This is a genomic window from Kocuria sp. BT304, assembly GCF_003290245.1.
GTDB lineage: Bacteria > Actinomycetota > Actinomycetes > Actinomycetales > Micrococcaceae > Kocuria > Kocuria rhizophila_A.
In genome coordinates this window covers 1,904,354-1,921,652 of sequence record NZ_CP030039.1, presented here as the reverse complement: position 1 = coordinate 1,921,652, position 17,299 = coordinate 1,904,354, and the positions used below count along the sequence as shown (strand labels likewise).

At 72.8% G+C, this 17,299-nt stretch carries 18 protein-coding genes; 15 read left to right on the top strand and 3 right to left on the bottom strand.

Going from position 1 to position 17,299, the window contains the following annotated elements; genetic code table 11:
* Window positions 1-25: 25 nt before the first annotated feature.
* Window positions 26-682, bottom strand: coding sequence for a class I SAM-dependent methyltransferase (locus DNL27_RS08495; RefSeq protein WP_012398647.1), 657 nt, complete (start codon window positions 680-682; stop codon window positions 26-28).
* An 85-nt stretch (window positions 683-767) separates the two neighbouring features.
* Here DNL27_RS08495 and hflX point away from each other — a divergent pair, with 85 nt between their 5' ends.
* Together hflX and DNL27_RS08485 are read left to right on the top strand one after the other, a co-directional pair.
* On the top strand, window positions 768-2,426 hold the full coding sequence (hflX, locus tag DNL27_RS08490) for a GTPase HflX (RefSeq protein ID WP_112235269.1): 1,659 nt from the start codon (window positions 768-770) through the stop codon (window positions 2,424-2,426).
* Window positions 2,423-4,471 carry an ATP-dependent DNA helicase gene (locus tag DNL27_RS08485; RefSeq protein ID WP_112235268.1) on the top strand — a complete coding sequence of 683 codons (2,049 nt, stop codon included), beginning with the start codon at window positions 2,423-2,425 and terminating at the stop codon, window positions 4,469-4,471. The genes hflX and DNL27_RS08485 overlap by 4 nt, the downstream gene beginning before the upstream one ends.
* A gap of 107 nt (window positions 4,472-4,578) precedes the next feature.
* Here the strand turns inward: DNL27_RS08485 and lexA are convergent, their stop codons facing one another.
* Window positions 4,579-5,337, bottom strand: a complete 759-nt coding sequence (gene lexA, locus DNL27_RS08480; RefSeq protein ID WP_012398644.1) for a transcriptional repressor LexA — start codon at window positions 5,335-5,337, stop codon at window positions 4,579-4,581.
* A 605-nt stretch (window positions 5,338-5,942) separates the two neighbouring features.
* Between lexA and DNL27_RS12455 the strand changes: the two genes are divergently transcribed.
* The 7 genes from DNL27_RS12455 (at window position 5,943) to DNL27_RS08450 (ending at window position 11,008) form a co-directional block, all read left to right on the top strand.
* Window positions 5,943-6,314 (top strand): LysM peptidoglycan-binding domain-containing protein, encoded by a 372-nt coding sequence (locus DNL27_RS12455; protein ID WP_012398643.1) that lies wholly within the window; start codon window positions 5,943-5,945, stop codon window positions 6,312-6,314.
* A gap of 79 nt (window positions 6,315-6,393) precedes the next feature.
* Entirely contained in the window at window positions 6,394-7,440 is a 1,047-nt protein-coding gene (locus DNL27_RS08470) for a histidinol-phosphate transaminase (protein ID WP_050738118.1), read from the top strand.
* A gap of 250 nt (window positions 7,441-7,690) precedes the next feature.
* Window positions 7,691-8,338 carry an imidazoleglycerol-phosphate dehydratase HisB gene (gene hisB, locus DNL27_RS08465; protein WP_012398641.1) on the top strand — a complete coding sequence of 216 codons (648 nt, stop codon included), beginning with the start codon at window positions 7,691-7,693 and terminating at the stop codon, window positions 8,336-8,338.
* Entirely contained in the window at window positions 8,335-9,069 is a 735-nt protein-coding gene (hisH, locus tag DNL27_RS08460) for an imidazole glycerol phosphate synthase subunit HisH (RefSeq protein ID WP_112235267.1), read from the top strand. Before hisB ends, hisH begins: the two co-directional genes overlap by 4 nt.
* Window positions 9,066-9,227 carry a hypothetical protein gene (locus tag DNL27_RS12265; RefSeq protein WP_186320784.1) on the top strand — a complete coding sequence of 54 codons (162 nt, stop codon included), beginning with the start codon at window positions 9,066-9,068 and terminating at the stop codon, window positions 9,225-9,227. Before hisH ends, DNL27_RS12265 begins: the two co-directional genes overlap by 4 nt.
* Window positions 9,228-9,408: 181 nt before the next feature.
* The gene (gene priA, locus DNL27_RS08455) at window positions 9,409-10,158 is read left to right on the top strand and encodes a bifunctional 1-(5-phosphoribosyl)-5-((5-phosphoribosylamino)methylideneamino)imidazole-4-carboxamide isomerase/phosphoribosylanthranilate isomerase PriA (protein WP_012398638.1); all 750 of its coding nucleotides are present in this window, start codon (window positions 9,409-9,411) and stop codon (window positions 10,156-10,158) included.
* Window positions 10,151-11,008, top strand: coding sequence for an SseB family protein (locus DNL27_RS08450; RefSeq protein ID WP_112235266.1), 858 nt, complete (start codon window positions 10,151-10,153; stop codon window positions 11,006-11,008). The genes priA and DNL27_RS08450 overlap by 8 nt, the downstream gene beginning before the upstream one ends.
* Before the next feature lie 278 nt (window positions 11,009-11,286).
* Here DNL27_RS08450 and DNL27_RS08445 read toward each other — a convergent pair whose 3' ends face one another.
* Window positions 11,287-11,736, bottom strand: coding sequence for a DUF1844 domain-containing protein (locus tag DNL27_RS08445; RefSeq protein ID WP_058955854.1), 450 nt, complete (start codon window positions 11,734-11,736; stop codon window positions 11,287-11,289).
* 282 nt (window positions 11,737-12,018) lie between these two features.
* Between DNL27_RS08445 and infC the strand changes: the two genes are divergently transcribed.
* The 6 genes from infC (at window position 12,019) to DNL27_RS08415 (ending at window position 16,906) form a co-directional block, all read left to right on the top strand.
* Complete coding sequence (infC, locus tag DNL27_RS08440; RefSeq protein ID WP_105590506.1) at window positions 12,019-13,014, top strand: translation initiation factor IF-3; 996 nt, start codon at window positions 12,019-12,021, stop codon at window positions 13,012-13,014.
* A gap of 119 nt (window positions 13,015-13,133) precedes the next feature.
* Entirely contained in the window at window positions 13,134-13,331 is a 198-nt protein-coding gene (gene rpmI / locus DNL27_RS08435; RefSeq protein WP_012398634.1) for a 50S ribosomal protein L35, read from the top strand.
* A 95-nt stretch (window positions 13,332-13,426) separates the two neighbouring features.
* Window positions 13,427-13,813 (top strand): 50S ribosomal protein L20, encoded by a 387-nt coding sequence (rplT, locus tag DNL27_RS08430; protein WP_012398633.1) that lies wholly within the window; start codon window positions 13,427-13,429, stop codon window positions 13,811-13,813.
* Window positions 13,814-13,821: 8 nt separating this feature from the next.
* Window positions 13,822-14,772: an RNA methyltransferase gene (locus tag DNL27_RS08425; RefSeq protein ID WP_112235265.1), complete on the top strand. Its 951-nt coding sequence runs from the start codon at window positions 13,822-13,824 to the stop codon at window positions 14,770-14,772.
* Complete coding sequence (locus tag DNL27_RS08420; protein ID WP_012398631.1) at window positions 14,769-15,380, top strand: NUDIX domain-containing protein; 612 nt, start codon at window positions 14,769-14,771, stop codon at window positions 15,378-15,380. The genes DNL27_RS08425 and DNL27_RS08420 overlap by 4 nt, the downstream gene beginning before the upstream one ends.
* Window positions 15,377-16,906, top strand: coding sequence for a DHA2 family efflux MFS transporter permease subunit (locus tag DNL27_RS08415; RefSeq protein WP_112235264.1), 1,530 nt, complete (start codon window positions 15,377-15,379; stop codon window positions 16,904-16,906). The genes DNL27_RS08420 and DNL27_RS08415 overlap by 4 nt, the downstream gene beginning before the upstream one ends.
* Window positions 16,907-17,299: the final 393 nt, after the last annotated feature.

The following is a 17,299-nucleotide window of genomic DNA, read 5'->3' as shown; positions in this document are numbered from 1 at the left end:
GCCCGGGAGGGAGTGGGCGGCGTCGTCACCCGGCGTGCGTCTGCTCAGGGGCGCCGTGGGACGCAGGGTCCCGGTGGACCGTGAGGATCCGGAAACCCTTGTCCGTGGCGGCTCGCCGCACGGCGAAGTCGGCGCCGAGGGTGGCGGCGAGCCAGCGCTGCAGCGAGTCCCCGCCCAGGTTCTTCTGCACCACGAGCCACGCGGTGCCGCCCGGGCTCAGCCGAGGCAGCCACGTGGCGAGGATCTCGTGCAGCGCATCCTTGCCCACGCGGATGGGCGGGTTGGACCAGATGGTGTCGAACGTGCGCCCGGCGGGAACGTCGCCCGGCAGCAGCGCCTCCACACCGGACAGCCCCAGCGCGGCGGCGTTCTCGGCCGTGAGGCGCAGACTGCGCTCGTTGACGTCCACCGCGGTGACCCGCGCCTCGGGCGCCGCCTGTGCCAGCGCGATCGTGAGGGGCCCCCACCCGCACCCGATGTCCAGCAGCTCGCGCCCCTCGGGATCCGGCACGCTGCGCAGCAGCGCCGCCGTCCCCCTGTCCAGGTCCCCGGGGGAGAACACCCCCGCGGCGGTGCCCACCTGCACGTGCCGTCCCCGCAGCTCCACGTCGATCCGGCGGGGCCTCTCGGGCAGCGTGGGATCGGAGACGAAGTAGTGCGCAGCGGGGTGTTCGGGGGCCATGGCTCCACATGGTAGTGCCCAGCGCAGCGTGTCCGTGCCCGGCGCTAGACTGGCCCGACCCAGCCCCAGCGCAGATCAAGGAACCATGACTGACACTTCTTCCCACCGGAACCACGCGTCGGATGAACCCGGGCGTTCCGGTGACTTGACCGGATCCGAGCTCGAGGACGTCGTCTCGCGCGTCCTCGCGCGTGCCCGCTCCCGCACTGAGCCCGTTGTCACCGCGGACGGCCACGCCCCGGAGGACGACGCCGCCGCGCCGCGCGCGGGCCACGAGCGCCTCGGTCGCGCCCGGGAGCTCGCGGACGAGGACGACGTCCACGTCCCCTCGGACGGGGACCAGCAGGATCTCGCGGAGCGCCACGCCCTGCGGCGTGTGGCCGGGCTGTCCACGGAGCTGGAGGACGTCACCGAGGTCGAGTACCGCCAGCTGCGGCTCGAACGCGTGGTCCTCGCCGGGCTGTACTCCAGCGGCACCCTGGCGGAGGCCGAGAACTCCCTGCGTGAGCTCGCGGCGCTCGCGGAGACGGCAGGCTCCGAGGTCATGGACGGCATGCTGCAACGGCGCGTGAACCCGGACCCGGGCACGTACCTCGGCTCCGGAAAGGCACTCGAGCTCAAGGACGTGGTCGCCGCCACCGGGGCGGACACCGTGATCGTGGACGCCGAACTCGCCCCCTCCCAGCGCCGTGCGCTCGAGGACGTGGTGAAGGTCAAGGTCATCGACCGCACCGGCCTGATCCTGGACATCTTCGCGCAGCACGCGAAGTCCAAGGAGGGCAAGGCCCAGGTGGAGCTCGCGCAACTCGAGTACATGCTCCCGCGCCTGCGCGGCTGGGGTGAGTCCCTGTCCCGCCAGGCCGGTGGCCGGGCGGCGTCGGGCGAGGGCATTGGCAGCCGCGGTCCCGGTGAGACCAAGATCGAGCTCGACCGCCGCCGCATCCGCCAGCGGATGGCCAAGCTGCGCCGTGAGATCGCGGCCATGAAGCCCGCACGGGAGACCAAGCGGCTCAACCGCCGGCGCAACGCCGTGCCGTCGGTGGCCATCGCGGGTTACACCAACGCCGGCAAGTCCTCCCTGCTCAACCGGCTCACGGACGCCGGGGTGCTCGTGGAGAACGCGCTGTTCGCCACCCTGGACCCCACGGTCCGCAAGGCCCAGACCCCGGACGGCATCGGCTACACCCTCGCCGACACCGTGGGCTTCGTGCGCTCGCTGCCCACGCAGCTGGTCGAGGCGTTCCGCTCCACGCTGGAGGAGGTCGCGGACGCGGACGTCATCGTGCACGTGGTCGACGCCTCCCACCCGGACCCGGAGGGCCAGCTCAAGGCCGTGCGGGACGTCCTCACGGACGTGGGGGCCAACGACATCCCGGAGATCGTGGCGCTGAACAAGTCGGACATCGCCGATCCCGTGGTGCTCGCCCGGCTGCGCAACCACGAGAGCCCCTCCGTGGCGGTCTCCGCGCGCACCGGTGAGGGGATCGAGGAGCTGCGCCGGATGATCTCCGCGGCCATCCCGCGTCCGAACCACGACCTCGACCTCCTCGTGCCGTACGTCCACGGCGAGGTGGTCTCCCGGCTGCACGCCCAGGACGCCGAGATCCTCAGCACCGAGCACACCCCGGACGGGACCCGGCTGCACGTCCGGGTCCGCGAAGACCTCGTGGAGGACCTCCAGCAGTACCGCAGCGACCGCCCGCAGCCCCACGACGTCGGGGAACAGGACACGCAGGGCGCATGAGTGCGCCGTTCGTCGACGAGTCCGGGAAGGACGTCTCGGACGTCCGCCCGGAGTCCCTGCCCGGCGGCGCGGACGCCCTGGAGCTTCTCGATGCCGCCGTGACCGCCCTCGGGGGGCAGCGCCGCGACGGACAGCGCTTCATGGCGGCGAAGGTCGCCGAGGCCCTGCAGACCCACCGCCACCTGCTCGTGCAGGCGGGCACGGGCACGGGCAAGTCGCTCGCCTACCTGATCCCCGCGCTGGTCCACGCCCGCAGCTCGGACAAGCCCGTGGTGGTCGCCACCGCCACACTGGCACTGCAGTCGCAGATCACCGGGCGAGACGTCCCCCGGCTGCTCGACGCCCTGGAGGACGAGCTGCACGAACGTCCGGACGTCGCCCTGCTCAAGGGACGCTCGAACTACGCGTGCCTGCACAAGGTCGAGGGCGGCTACCCGGAGGAGGAGGACGCCGCCCTGTTCAGCGTCCCCGGGGGCGAGCCCTGCACAGACCGGCCGCTCGGCGGGCTCGCCCAGCAGGTCATGCGGCTGCGCGAGTGGGTTGAGATCACCGACACGGGGGACCGGGACGACATCCACCCCGGCGTCTCGGACGCCGCCTGGCGCCAGGTGTCCGTGACCGCGAAGGAGTGCCTCGGGCGGAAGTGCCCCCTCGTGGAGCAGTGCTTCGCGGAACGTGCCCGGGCCCAGGCGGGCGAGGCGGACATCGTGATCACCAACCACGCGCTGCTCGCGATCAACGCGTTCGAGGGACTCGCGGTGCTGCCGGAGCACGACGTGGTGATCGTGGACGAGGCGCACGAGCTGCGCGACCGCGTGACCGGGGCGGTCACGGCCTCGCTGTCCGCCGCGGCCGTGCGCGCGGCAGGAACGGCGGTGCGCAAGCACACCGCGGCGTCGAGCGATGCCCTCGAACGGGCCGCGCAGGCCTTCGACAAGGCGTTCGACGACGAGCAGTCTGGTCTGCTGCCGCGCGGGTTCACCGAGGAGCAGGTCTACGCCGTCCGGGGGATCCAGGACGCCGCGCGCACCGGTCTCAGTGAGACCAAGGGGGAGACCAAGGGCGAGGACGCCGGGCGCCACGCCGCGCGCTCGCGGCTGTCGGAGCTGCTGGACACCGCGGACCGCGTGCTCGGTGCGGACACCACCCACGACGTCCTGTGGGTCTCCCGCGTGGGCCGGTGGAGCCCCACGGAGGGGTACGTGGGAACCGACGCGGGAGAGCCCGCGACCCTCAACATCGCCCCGCTGAGCGTTGCGGGGCCCCTGCGGGAAGGTCTCTTCGACGGCCGGACCGTGGTGCTGACCTCCGCGACCCTGGCCGTGGGGTCCTCCTTCTCCTCGGTCGCCGGCTCCCTGGGTCTGCAGGGTCCGGGCGCGCCGTCGTGGCGGGGCGTGGACGTGGGCAGCCCCTTCGACTACCGGCGCCAGGGCATCCTCTACGTGGCCAAGCACCTGCCCAAGCCGAGCCGGGGCGTGGCCGGCGAGCAGCTGGACGAGCTGCTGGCCCTGCTGGAGGCATCGGGGGGCGGTGCTCTGGGGCTCTTCTCGTCACGGCGTGCCGCGGAGGACGCCGCCGAGGCCCTGCGCGAACGCACGGAGCTCCCGATCCTGTGCCAGGGGGACGCATCGCTGCCGTCCCTCGTGAAGGACTTCACGGACGACCCCGCGGCCAGCCTGTTCGGCACCATGAGCCTGTGGCAGGGCGTGGACGTGCCGGGTCAGTCCTGCCGCCTGGTGGTGATCGACCGGATCCCGTTCCCGCGCCCGGACGACCCCCTGGGGACCGCGCGGACCCGTGCGGCCGAGCGCGCCGGGGGCAACGGCTTCATGACGGTCTCCGCATCCCACGCCGCCGTGCGGCTCGCGCAGGGCGCGGGGCGGTTGATCCGGGCGAGCGGGGACCGGGGTGTGGTGGCGGTGCTGGACTCCCGGCTGGCCACCGCACGCTACGGCTCGTTCCTGGCCCGCTCGCTGCCCCCGCTGTGGCCGACCACGGACAGGAGCACCGTGCTGGGCGCCCTGGAGCGGCTGAACCGGTCCTGATCCCGGGCGTTGCTCGAACCGCGCAGTCCCGCGGGTTTGCCGTCCGGCGTGATCCGGGCGGCCCTCGACCGCGCGCTCTGCGGGCCGCGCTCAGGCCGGGCGGGGCGTCACAGGGAGCGGAACACCGACACGACCTTGCCCATCACCGTGGCGTGGTCGCCCAGGATGGGCTCGTAGCGGGTGTTCTGCGGCAGCAGCCAGGTGTGGCCGTCCCGCTGTCGGAAGGTTTTCACGGTGGCCTCGTCGTCGAGCAGCGCGGCCACCACGTCCCCGTTCTCCGCGGAGTTCTGCTGCCGCACGACCACCCAGTCCCCGTCGCAGATGGCGGCGTCGATCATGGAGTCGCCGGAGACCCTGAGCATGAACAGCTGGCCGTGGCCCACGAACTGCCGGGGCAGGGAGTAGACCCCCTCGACAGACTGCTCGGCGGTGATGGGCCCGCCGGCCGCGATCCGTCCCACGAGAGGCACCGGGACCATGGCGGCGTCCTCGTCGACCGCGGGCACCGCGGACATGGTGGGCACCAGGGGCGACACTGAGGCGCCGGAGGGGGACTGCTCACCCGCGGACTCCGCGGCTCCCAGGTGGCGGTCGAGCTCCTGCTGGCTGAGCGGGCGCAGCACCTCCATGGCGCGCGGTCGGCGCGGGTCCCGGCGCAGGTACCCCCACTTCTCCAGCTGGCCGAGCTGGTGGGTGACGCTCGAGAGCGAGGCCAGCCCCACGATGTCGCCGATCTCGCGCATGGACGGCGGGTACCCCCGGTCCGCAATCGAGCGCTGCACGGCGCCGAGGATCTTGGCCTGACGGTCGGAGAGTGCTCCAGCGCGCGGGCCGGGTGTCTGCTGAGCCGGGGAAGTGGTGCTCACGAGCGGGGTCCTTTCGCCGCGTCGCACACTGCGCTCCCGAAGGTTTGGGCCGCGGAGCGCCGTCCGCTTATGCGTGTCGGAGACGTGGGGTCGACTGTCACGGGTGTCGCACCAGCTTAACCCGCGCTGGCCTGCGTATTCAAATATGTGTTCGAAACAGACCTCGACAGGATTCGTACATCCGTGCTAGAACTGGTTCCAGTGATTCGAAGATGTGTTCTACACGCCACCGGCGTTCGAACACCGCCACCGGACGGTGGCACCAGACAGACCACCAGGAGGTTGCCATGACCGCTCTCACCATGCCGGGGACCGCCCGCCGCGCCGTGCTACACGGCACCCGGGGCGCGCGGGTCCGCGTGGGCGCTGCTCGGGGTGCAGCGGCCCGGGATGCAGCGGGTCGGGGTTCAGATGGTCGCGGTGCCGCGGGTCTCGGGTCAGAGCGTCGGAGCACCCCGGCGCGAGTCGCGGGTCTCCGCGGGAAGGTCGTGCCGGGCAGCGCCGCGCGCGGGAACGCCGCACGGAGCGGTGCCGGTCGCGGCGAGACCGCGCCGGGCGGCCACGCAGGGGATGCGGCGTCTCGGATCTCGGGGATCAGGGCCATCGTGCGGGGAGTCTCCGCCGCTGAGGCCCGTCCGGCGGGCTCCGTGGACTCCGCCGCGGGGGCCGTCCTCCGACTGACCCGTCGGGGCCGGTTCCTGCTGATCGGTCTGCCGGTGGTCACGGGTGCTGCGGCGCTGCTCGTGGTGGCCGCGGTGTTCCTGCTGCCTCCTACCGTGCACGCCTCCACCGATGCGGTGGGAGCCCCGGTCACGCACAGCGTGACGGTCCAGTCCCGGCAGAGCCTGTGGGAGATCGCCGTGGCGGCGGATCCGCAGCGGGACCCCCGCGAGGTCATGCGTGACATCGCTGAGCTCAACGGCCTGACCTCCCCGGACCTCTCCGCGGGGCAGGTCCTGGAAGTGCCGTCCCGATAGACCCGGCCGTTAGACTGGGCCGGTGAATTCTCCGGAGAACACCGTCTCGTCCCTGCCGCTCCGCGACGACCTGCGTGGCATGTCCCCTTACGGGGCCCCGCAGCTGGAGGTTCGGGTGGCGCTGAACACCAACGAGAACACCCATCCCGTCCCGCCGGGCGTCGTCGAGGCCATCACCCGGGGCGTGCAGGCGGCTGCGTCGTCCCTCAACCGGTACCCGGACCGGGACTTCACCGCTCTGCGCGAGTCCCTGGCCTCGTACCTGGGTCACGGGCTCACCCGTGAGAACCTGTGGGCCGCCAACGGGTCCAACGAGATCCTGCAGCAGATCCTGCAGGCCTTCGGTGGTCCGGGACGGTCCTTGCTCAGCTTCGTTCCCACTTACTCGATGTACCCGCTGCTCGCGCTCGGCACGGGCACCGCGTTCATCGAGGGGGAGCGGGACACCGATTTCTCCCTCGACGCGGACTCCGCCGCCCGCCAGGTGCGCGAGCACGCGCCCGACGTCGTGTTCTTGTGCTCCCCGAACAACCCCACCGGCACCGCGCTCGACCTCGACGTCGTCTCGGCCGTGTACGAGGCGGGGGAGGCCACGCAGACCGTCGTGGTCGTGGACGAGGCCTATGCGGAGTTCGCGCGCCAGGGCACCCCCTCGGCCCTGACCCTGCTGGAGGGGCGGCCCCGGCTGATCGTCTCCCGCACCATGAGCAAGGCCTTCGCGCTGGCCGGGGCCCGCCTGGGGTACTTCGCCGCCGCACCGCACGTGGCGGACGCCATGCGTCTGGTCCGGCTTCCGTACCACCTGTCCTCGGTCACGCAGGCCACGGCCCTTGCCGCGCTCGCGCACCACCCGGAGCTGCTCGCGACCGTCGAGGACGTCAAGGCCCAGCGGGACCGCATCGTCTCGGAGCTCACCCGGCTCGGGCTCACCCCGGCGGTGTCCGACTCCAACTTCGTGTTCTTCGACTGCGCGGGGGACGCCCACGCCATGTGGCAGGGACTGCTGGACCGGGGGGTGCTCGTGCGGGATGTCGGGATCCCCGGCCACCTCCGGGTCACCGCCGGCACCGAGGAGGAGACCACCGCGTTCCTCGCCGCGGTGCGTGCGTGCCTCGCCACCGCATGAGGGAGCACGCCGGATCCGCGGCCTCGGCGCTGGGTGGACGTCTCGCGCGCGAGTCCGTCCGCAGAGCGTCCGCCCGGGCGTCCTAGACTGGAACGGTCCCGGGCCGTCCGTTCCGCGAGGTCACCGCCCCCGACCGTCGGCTCGAACATCCCGGGCCACGAGCGGCAGCCGCGCCCTGCGCCGAGAGCAGCAGCTCGCGGGGGCGGGCCACCCGCGGGACACCACCCACCACGAGGAGTCAGCACCACAGATGAGCGATACCGGCACACAGTTCACGGCCGCACCGGCATCCCCCGCGCCGCGCACCGCCACGGTGGAGCGCGTCACGAGCGAGTCTTCGGTGCGGGTGAGCCTGAACCTGGACGGCACCGGGGTCTCGCACATCGAGACCACGGTGCCCTTCTACGACCACATGCTCACGGCCCTGTCCAAGCACTCCTTGATCGACCTGGACGTTCACGCCCACGGCGACACCCACATCGACGTCCACCACACCGTGGAGGACACCGCCATCGTGCTGGGAGAGGCCCTGCGTGAGGCGCTCGGGGACAAGCGCGGCATCCGGCGCTTCGGCCAGGCCGTGGTGCCACTGGACGAGGCACTGGCCTCGGCCGTCGTGGACGTCTCCGGGCGTCCCTACGTGGTGCACACGGGGGAGCCGGAGGGTCAGCAGTACCACCTGATCGGGGGGCACTTCACGGGCTCCATGACCCGTCACGTGCTCGAGTCCCTCGCCCACCACGCCCAGCTGTGCCTGCACATGGACGTGGTCCGCGGCCGGGACCCGCACCACATCGTGGAGGCGCAGTTCAAGGCCCTGGCCCGTGCGCTGCGCGAGGCTGTGGAGCCGGACCCCCGGATGGCGGATGCCATTCCCTCCACCAAGGGCGCGCTGTGAGCGCGGCACCGGCCCCCGCGCGGGAGGGCGACGGCGCGCAGGACGCACCGAGCGTCGTCGTGCTCGACTACGGGGCGGGCAACGTGCGCTCCGCGGTCCGGGCCCTGGAAGCGGCCGGGGCGCGGGTGCGGCTCAGCGCGGACCCCCGGGACGTCCTGGACGCGGACGGGCTCGTGGTGCCCGGCGTCGGCGCGTTCGGGGCCGTCATGCAGGGGCTGCGGGCCGTGGACGCACCGCGGCTGATCGACCGGCGGATCAGTGGGGGTCGTCCGGTCCTGGGCATCTGCGTGGGTCTGCAGGTGATGTTCGAGCGCGGTGTGGAGCACGGGGAGCAGACCGAGGGGCTCGGCCAGTGGCCGGGCACCGTGGAGCGGCTCGACGCACCCGTGGTGCCCCACATGGGGTGGAACACGGTGCGGGCCCCGCAGGACTCGGTGCTCTTCCGTGGTCTGCAGGACGAGCGGTTCTACTTCGTGCACTCCTACGGGGTGCAGCAGTGGGAGTTCGACCAGAGCATCCCGGTGATGACCCCGCCCGCGGTCACGTGGTCCGAGCACGGCGCCCCCTTCGTGGCCGCCGTGGAGAACGGCCCCCTGAGCGCCACACAGTTCCACCCGGAGAAGTCCTCGCACGCGGGGATCGCCCTGCTGCGCAACTGGCTCTCCACCCTGCCCCGCACGGGCAGGCTCGACGACAGGGTCCCCGAGCCCGGGACGGAGGTGACCGCATGACCGCCTCGGTCCTGGTCCTGGTGGCGGGCGCGTTCTTCGTGGGCGGCGCCATCTCGTTCGCCCAGCAGCGCAAACCGCTGTGGTCCGTGGTGCTGCTGGGGCTCGTTGCCGCGGCGTTGATCGGCTACGGCGGCTACTCGTGGTTCACGAGCGTGTGAGCGCGCCCCGGACCGACGTGCGCGTCGCGTCGACGTCGGGCGCACCGCACGCTGCACCACCTCCGGGCCGCGGCGCCGTGCCACCGCCGACGCCGCACGCGGTCCCGACCGGGACCTGACCCCGCCCCGCCGCGGGCCAACACCCAGAACCGCGCCACCCGGCGCCCACGTGAGGAGACCCATGACAGAGAACACCGACCGTCGGCTCGAGCTGCTGCCCGCCGTGGACGTCCAGGGCGGACAGGCCGTCCGACTCGTCCAGGGCGAGGCGGGCTCCGAGACGGGCTACGGCGATCCGCTGGAGGCCGCGCGTGCGTGGCAGGACGCGGGCGCCGAGTGGCTGCACCTGGTGGACCTGGACGCCGCGTTCGGGCGCGGGGACAACATCGAGGTGCTGCGCCACGTGGCCGAGAACCTGGACCTGAAGATCGAGATGTCCGGCGGGATCCGTGACGACGAGTCCCTGGAGCGCGTGCTGTCCCTGCGCCCGGCCCGCATCAACCTGGGCACGGCCGCGTTGGAGAACCCGCAGTGGACCCACCGCGTGATCGCCGAGCACGGGGACCTCATCGCCGTGGGACTGGACGTGCGGGGCACCACGCTCGCCGCGCGCGGCTGGACCGAGGAGGGCGGGGACCTGTGGGAGGTTCTGGAGCGCCTCGAGGCGGACGGCTGCGCGCGCTATGTGGTCACGGACGTCACCAAGGACGGCACGCTGCGCGGGCCCAACACCGAGCTGCTCGCGGAGGTGGCCCGCCGCACGGACAAGCCCGTGGTGGCCTCCGGCGGGATCTCCTCGCTGGAGGACATCGCGGCCCTGCGCGAGCTGGTTCCCTCCGGTGTGGAGGGCGCCATCGTGGGCAAGGCCCTGTACGCGGGCAGGTTCACGCTCGCGCAGGCGCTCGACGTCGCGGGTCGCCCCGGTGCCTGACGACGCCGCCCGCCCCCTTCCTCCGCACATCGCCGCCCAGCTGCGCTCGGCCGGCGGCCCCACGGACACGGGTGGTCAGGCGTGGGAGGGCCGCAACCTCGGTGAGGGCACGAGCCACACGCACCAGTTCCCCGACGACCCCGGGACTGCCGATCCGGACCTGGCCGCCGCGCTCGACGCGTGGCGTGCGGGTCGGGCGGGGGAGCAGGACGTCGTGGCCGCACTTCCCGGGGTGCGGGTGTTCGTCCCCATCGTGGCGCAGGTCTCCCGGTCCCACATCACGCGGGACGGGCTCGTCCCGGACAAGGAGGCGGACATGGCGCTCGTGAGCCTGCAGGCCTCCGACGGCCGTCAGGCGCTTCCCGTGTTCACCTCCACCCGGGCGCTGAGCGCGTGGAACGGCGAGGCCCGTCCGGTGGCCACGGAGCTGCGCAGGGCCGCACTGTCCGCGGTGCAGGACGGCTCGTCGCTGCTCGTGGTGGACCCGGCGTCGGACCCGGCGTTCGTGGTGCGGCGCCCCGCGCTGTGGGCGCTCGCGCAGGGGCGTGAGTGGACGCCGTCGTACCGGGACTTCGCGGTGGACGACGCCGTGACCCGCGCCGCCGTGGGGGTCCCCGGCATCGTCTCGGCGCTCGCGGGCCCCGGCAGGGGCGTCGACGCCGTGCGGGGTGACGCCGCGGTGCTGCGCGGCGGGGGAGAGGGCCCGGAGCTCACCGTGTCCCTGCAGCTGCGGCCCGGGTTGCCCGAGACCGAGGTGGCCGCTGCCGTGCAGGGCTTCCAGGAGGCACTGGCCGCGGAGCAGATCATGGCCGAGAGCGTGGACTCGGTCCAGCTGCGGCTGACCTCCTGAGCGCAGGAACCGCTGCGCGGGACGTGCGTGCCCGAGGGCCCCGTGCGCCGTGCTGATCCTCAGCCGGCGACCACCGGGGAACACCCGGCTCTCGGCCGAGCGGGGCCGACCCGCGCGGCCTCGACGGCGACAGCGCCGATCCACCCGACCAGGTCATCTCCGACTCCGTCGAGGAGAATTCACGCCCCGAGAACGCCGTCACCTTCCGGCTGCCGTCCCGCCGCGCCAATGACTGCGGCCCCCGGCAGGACCGGGGGCCGCAGGACCGGGGATCCGGCTCAGCCGTAGACGGGGCCGGTGAACTTCTCGCCCGGGCCGGCACCGGGGGCATCGGGGAACGGGGACGCCTCGCGGAAGGCCAGCTGCAGGGACTTGAGCCCGTCGCGCAGCGGTCCCGCGTGCTGGGACCCGATCTCGGGTGCGGCCGCCGTGACGAAACCGGCGAGGGCGGTGATGAGCTTGCGGGCCTCGTCGAGGTCCTTGAGCTCCTCGGCGTCCTCCTCCGCGGCGAGCCCGCACTTGACCGCCGCGGCACTCATCAGGTGCACCGCGGCCGTGGTGATGACCTCCACGGCTGGAACCTCGGCGATGTCCCGCATCTGGTGCCCGACCTCCTCCAGCGCCTCCGGCGGGAGGCCCGTGGCGTCGGCGGCGGGGGCCTGCTCGGTGGTTCCGGCTGACGGGTTGGCGGCGAATTCGAAGCGCTCGGGGCGCGGTTGCTCGGACATGGACCCACTGTAGAACAGGGCACCCGCCCCCGGCGCGTCCCGCCCCGTGCTCCCGGAGGACCGGCGGAGGAGTGGCCGGGTACCGCCCCCGTGCGCTATGATGGCTGGCAGTGTGCAAGCGGAGGCAACTCCCACCCGCCGCCGTTCCCGGTCCCGACCGGGAATCCCAGGCGACCGGGTACCGGACCGGACCGGTCCTCCACCCACGGTGGGGGACGTGCAGTGCGGTCCTCGTGTGGTCCCTGACCTCCGCTCGCGCGTGCCGCAGCGGAGGTTTTTTCGTTGCGGTGGCAGTCCCACCCACGGGGAAACCCACGAACTCAGGAGATTGGCATTAGCGATCCACGTATCAATGACAGAATCCGTGTCCCGGAAGTCCGTCTCGTCGGACCTGGCGGCGAGCAGGTCGGCATCGTGCGCGTTCAGGACGCGCTGCGGCTAGCCCGTGAATCGGATCTCGATCTGGTCGAGGTCGCCCCGAACGCCAAGCCTCCCGTGGCCAAGCTCATGGACTTCGGCAAGTACAAGTACGAAGCCGCGGTCAAGGCCCGTGAGTCCCGCAAGAACCAGGCCAACACGGTGCTCAAGGAAGTGCGTTTCCGTCTGAAGATCGACACGCACGACTACGAGACCAAGGTGGGCCACGCCAAGCGGTTCCTCTCCGCGGGTGACAAGGTCAAGGCCATGATCCAGTTCCGCGGCCGTGAGCAGCAGCGCCCCGCGATGGGTGTGCGCCTGCTCGAGCGGCTCGCGGAAGACGTCGCCGAGGTCGGTGTCGTGGAGACCGCGCCCCGCGTGGACGGACGCAACATGGTCATGGTCATCGGGCCGCTCAAGAACAAGGCGGAGGCCCGGGCCGAGGCCCGCAAGCAGCAGCAGCGGGATAAGTCCAAGTCGGAGAACCAGCGCAAGCAGCGCGTGGACACCTCCTCGCCCGAGACGGTGACCCAGTCGATCGGGGACGCGTTCCCCGCCGAGCTGCGCGACGCAGCGTCGTCGCCCGCCGAGGACCAGACCGTGGAGAGTGCCCCCCTGGCCCCCGAGGACGAGGTCACGGCCACCGTGGCACCGGCCAGCGGGTCCGAGGAGCAGACCGCCACCCCGGCGGAGCAGGCCCCGGCCGAGAAGCCCGCCACGGCGCCGACCGAGCAGGGCACGGCGGACAAGCCCGCCGCCCCGAAGCCCGCGGCCGGCAAGCCTGCGGCGCCTAAGCCTGCGGCCGGCAAGCCTGCCGCGCCCAAGCCGGGTGCGCGCAAGCCCGGCCCCGCCGCCAAGTAGCGGCACCAGGAATTGACAGCGCCGGGCGTGCGATCGCCCGGCACCAGCGTGGTCGCGGCCTGCGTGCCGCGACCCACCGGTGTGCCCCACACCGGTCGATGTAGAAGGAGACGGCCACCATGCCGAAGATGAAGACCCACAGCGGAGCCAAGAAGCGCTTCAAGCTCACCGGCTCGGGCAAGGTCAAGCGCCAGCAGGCCAACCGCCGCCACTACCTGGAGCACAAGTCCTCCCGCCTGACCCGCCGCCTCGCGGGCGACCAGATCGTCTCCACCCCGGGCGAGGCCAAGGCCATCAAGCGGATGCTGGGCAAGTAAGCCCTTCTCGCAGACCAGTCAGAAGTTCGCCGCTCCCCGAGCGGCGGTAGAGATGTTCCGGTGAGTGCCGGGACCAGATCGTTAGGAGTACACGCGTGGCACGTGTGAAGCGGGCAGTCAACGCCCACAAGAAGCGTCGGGAAGTTCTGGAGAAGGCGTCGGGCTACCGCGGTCAGCGTTCGCGGCTGTACCGCAAGGCCAAGGAGCAGATGCTCCACTCGTACACCTACTCCTACAACGATCGTCGCAAGAAGAAGGGCGATTTCCGTCGGCTGTGGATCCAGCGCATCAACGCCGCGTCCCGCGCCAACGGCCTGACCTACAACCGCTTCATCCAGGGCCTCAAGGCCGCTGAGGTCGAGGTGGACCGTCGCATGCTGGCCGAGCTGGCCGTGAGCGACGAGAACGCGTTCGCGGCCCTGGTGCAGGTGGCCAAGGACGCCCTGCCGGAGGACACCTCCGCGCCGCGCACCGCCGCCTGAGTGCTGCTGTGACGTTCGTCGAGCGCCTGGAAGACCGGCTGCTGTCCAATCCCCGTGCCGATCGGGTGAGGGACGTGGCCGCGTTGACCAGGCGCTCGACGCGTTCCAAGCGCGGCCTGTTCCGCGCCGAGGGCCCGCAGAACGTGCGGGAGGCGGTGCGGGCCGCGCTCGACGACGCCGCGGGGCCCAGCCGCTGGGCACCCGCCCTGGACGCCGTGTACGTCACGCGCCAGGAGCTCGAACGCCACCCGGGTATCGCGGCGGACCTGGAGGCCCTGGAGTCCCGGAGGGGCGTGTTCCTGCGGATGGTCACCCCCGAGGTGCTCGGCGCCATGACGGACGCCGTGACGCCCCAGGGGATGCTCGCGGTGTGCCGGATCCCCGAGGTCACGCTGCAGGACGCGCTCGCGGACACGCGCCTGGTGTGCGTCATGGCCCGGGTGCAGGACCCCGGCAACGCCGGGACCGTGGTGCGCGCCGCCGATGCCGCGGGCGCCGATGCCGTGGTGCTCTCCGAGGGCAGCGTGGACCCGTACAACCCCAAGGCCGTGCGCTCCACGGCCGGATCCCTCTTCCACCTCCCCGTGCTCACGGGGGTGGACCTCGTCTCCTTCGTCGCCGCCGCGCGCGAGCGCTCCGTGCAGGTGCTCGCCGCGGACGGTCACGCCCGCGCGAGCGTGGACGAGCTTGCCGACGCCGCCCTGCTGCACTGGGCGGGCACCGCGCCGCACTCCGAGCACGAGGTGCGCCTGGACGGGCCCACGGCCTGGCTGTTCGGCAACGAGGCCCAGGGGCTCTCCGACGCCGAGCTGGAGCTCGCTGACCTGCCCGTGGCCGTGCCCCTGTACGGCCGGGCGGAGTCCCTCAACGTGGGCACCGCGGCCACCGTCTGCCTGTACGCCTCGGCGAGGGCGCAGCGGCGGGCCGGCGGCGTCGTGACCGGACCCGGTACGTCGTGAGCACGGAGGAGCCCCGCACACGGGTGGTCGGTGCCGCGGTGCTGGACGACGCGGCGTGGCCCACCCGCGTGCTCGCGGCCCAGCGCGCCTACCCCGAGTCCCTGCGCGGGCTGTGGGAGTTCCCCGGCGGCAAGCAAGAACCGGGGGAGAGTGTGCGGGACGCCCTGCTCCGGGAGTGCCGCGAGGAGCTCGGCGTTCACTTGGACCTGCTGGCCGAGGTGCCCGCCCCCGGCCCGCACGGCTGGCCGCTCACCGGCTCCGCCGTCATGCGGGTGTTCACCGCGGTGCTGCGCGAACCGTCGGACGGCCCGTCGCTGTCGGACGCGCCGCCGCCGTCGGTCTGCGCCGCGGCGGACACGACGACGCCGGACGCCCACGTTCTGGACGCCCCGGCCCCCTGTGCGCCGCACCTCTCAACCCCGGCTCCCCATACCGCAGCCTCCCCGGTGCGCGCGCTGGAGCAGCGCGTGCGGGACGGGCAGGACCACCTGGACGTCCGGTGGCTGCCGCTGGACGATCCGGCCGCGATCCTGGCGCTCCCGTGGATCCCCGCGGACCTGCCGATCGTGGCCGCACTGCTGGAGATGCTGCGAACGGAGCACGCGTGAGCCACACGACCGCCGAGACCCGGGACGGCACCGATCCGCGGGCGTGGCACGCGCTGTGGGCCATGGTGCTCGGCTTCTTCATGATCCTGGTGGACGCCACCATCGTGTCCACCGCGATCCCCGCGATCACCGCGGGACTGCACACCGACATCTCCGGGGTGCTGTGGGTGACGAGCGGCTACCTGCTGGCCTACGCGGTGCCGCTGCTCATCACGGGGCGGCTCGGGGACCGGCTGGGACCGCGCACGGTGTACCTGTGGGGACTTGCGGTCTTCACGGGGGCGTCCCTGTGGTGCGGCTTCGCCCAGGACATCACGGCCCTCGTGGTGGCCCGGGTGGTGCAGGGGCTGGGGGCTGCGCTGATGTCCCCGCAGACGATGACCGTGATCACCCGGATGTTCCCGGTGGCCACCCGTGGCACGGCCCTGGGCATCTGGGGTGCCACGGCGGGGATCGCAACCCTCGTGGGGCCGCTGCTCGGCGGGATCCTGGTGGACCTCGCGGGGTGGCGCTGGATCTTCTGGGTCAACGTGCCCGTGGGGATCTTCGCCCTGTGGCGCGCCGCGGTGCACCTGCCCCGGCTGCCCGTGCGCAGCCACTCCCTGGACCTCGTGGGTGTGGTGCTCTCCGGGCTCGGGCTGTTCCTCGTGGTCTTCGGCATCCAGGAGGGCCAGAGCCACGACTGGTCCACCGTGGTGGGTCCCGTGACGATTCCCATGGTCATCGGCGCCGGCGTGCTGATCCTCGTGGCCTTCCTCGCGTGGCAGGCCGTGACGCCCGCCGAACCGCTCGTGCCCCTGCCCCTGTTGCGGCAGCGCAACTTCACCCTGGCCAACGCCGCGATGGCCGCCGTGAGCCTCACCGTGAACTCCATGATCATCCCCGCGATGCTCTACCTGCAGGTCGTGCGCGGGCTGAACCCCACGGTGGCCGCACTGAGCTACGCGCCCATGTCCCTGCTCTCCGCCGTCCTCGCCCCTCTCGTGGGCCGGGCGCTGGGCAAGGTGGCACCGCGGAGCATCGCGCTGCCCGGGATGCTGATCATGGCCGCCGGGCTCGCCGCGTACGCCCTGAGCCTGCGCCCCGGGACCTCCGTGTGGCTGCTGGCTGCGCTGACGCTCGTGATCGGGCTGGGCAGCGCCATGATCTGGTCCCCGGTCTCGCTCACCGCCACCTCAGACCTCGCCCCGGACGTCGTGGGCGCGGGCTCGGGGGTGTTCAACGCCACCCGGCAGGTCTCGGCCGCCGTGGGCAGCGCCATGATGGCCGTGCTCATGCAGGCCCAGCTGGCGGCGAACCTGCCGGCCGGGGCGGCAGGCGGTGACCTCGCCGCGGGCGGCTCGGGGCAGGCCCTGCCGGAGCACCTGCAGCCGGGATTCGCCCTCGCGATGTCCCACTCGCTGCTGCTGCCGGTGGTGGTGCTCGTGCTCGGCGCGGTGGTCACCGCGTTCTTCCGCACCCCCGCTCGCACGCGCCCCGGTCGGACGAGCTCCGGTCGGACGAACCCTGACCGAACCGCTGACTGAACGACTTACCCAGGCGCTGCCCGCGCCCCGCTGACCTCAGCGCTGCCCGAACCACCGCCGGCCGAACGGCTGATCCCAGAGGTGCCCGAACCACCGCCGAGCGCACCAGCCCTGGCTGGCGCACCCCCGAGCGGACCGGCCATCCCCGAACCGCCCCCGGCCGGACCACCCCCGGCCGGACCAGCGCCGACCGGATTCGCCCCGGCCGCACCCGCGGCGGTGCGCGCGGCAGCGGCGGGTCCGCGGGCGGCGTCGTGGTCCCCGGCGGGCAGGACGCGCGGACGGATCCACTAGACTGACCGTGCCCGTTCGCCCCGGCGGCGGGCACCGCCGTGTCCCGCGGCGAGCGCGCCCCAGGGACACGGAGCACCCCGTCCGCGAGCGCAGGAACGC

Bases quoted from the DNA above. Each gene is read 5' to 3' on its own strand.
- DNL27_RS08495 (WP_012398647.1), bottom strand. From the start codon at position 682: ATGGCCCCCGAACACCCCGCTGCGCACTACTTCGTCTCCGATCCCACG.
- hflX (WP_112235269.1), top strand. From the start codon at position 768: ATGACTGACACTTCTTCCCACCGGAACCACGCGTCGGATGAACCCGGG.
- DNL27_RS08485 (WP_112235268.1), top strand. From the start codon at position 2,423: ATGAGTGCGCCGTTCGTCGACGAGTCCGGGAAGGACGTCTCGGACGTC.
- DNL27_RS08470 (WP_050738118.1), top strand. From the start codon at position 6,394: ATGTCCCCTTACGGGGCCCCGCAGCTGGAGGTTCGGGTGGCGCTGAAC.
- hisB (WP_012398641.1), top strand. From the start codon at position 7,691: ATGAGCGATACCGGCACACAGTTCACGGCCGCACCGGCATCCCCCGCG.
- DNL27_RS12265 (WP_186320784.1), top strand. From the start codon at position 9,066: ATGACCGCCTCGGTCCTGGTCCTGGTGGCGGGCGCGTTCTTCGTGGGC.
- priA (WP_012398638.1), top strand. From the start codon at position 9,409: ATGACAGAGAACACCGACCGTCGGCTCGAGCTGCTGCCCGCCGTGGAC.
- DNL27_RS08445 (WP_058955854.1), bottom strand. From the start codon at position 11,736: ATGTCCGAGCAACCGCGCCCCGAGCGCTTCGAATTCGCCGCCAACCCG.
- rpmI (WP_012398634.1), top strand. From the start codon at position 13,134: ATGCCGAAGATGAAGACCCACAGCGGAGCCAAGAAGCGCTTCAAGCTC.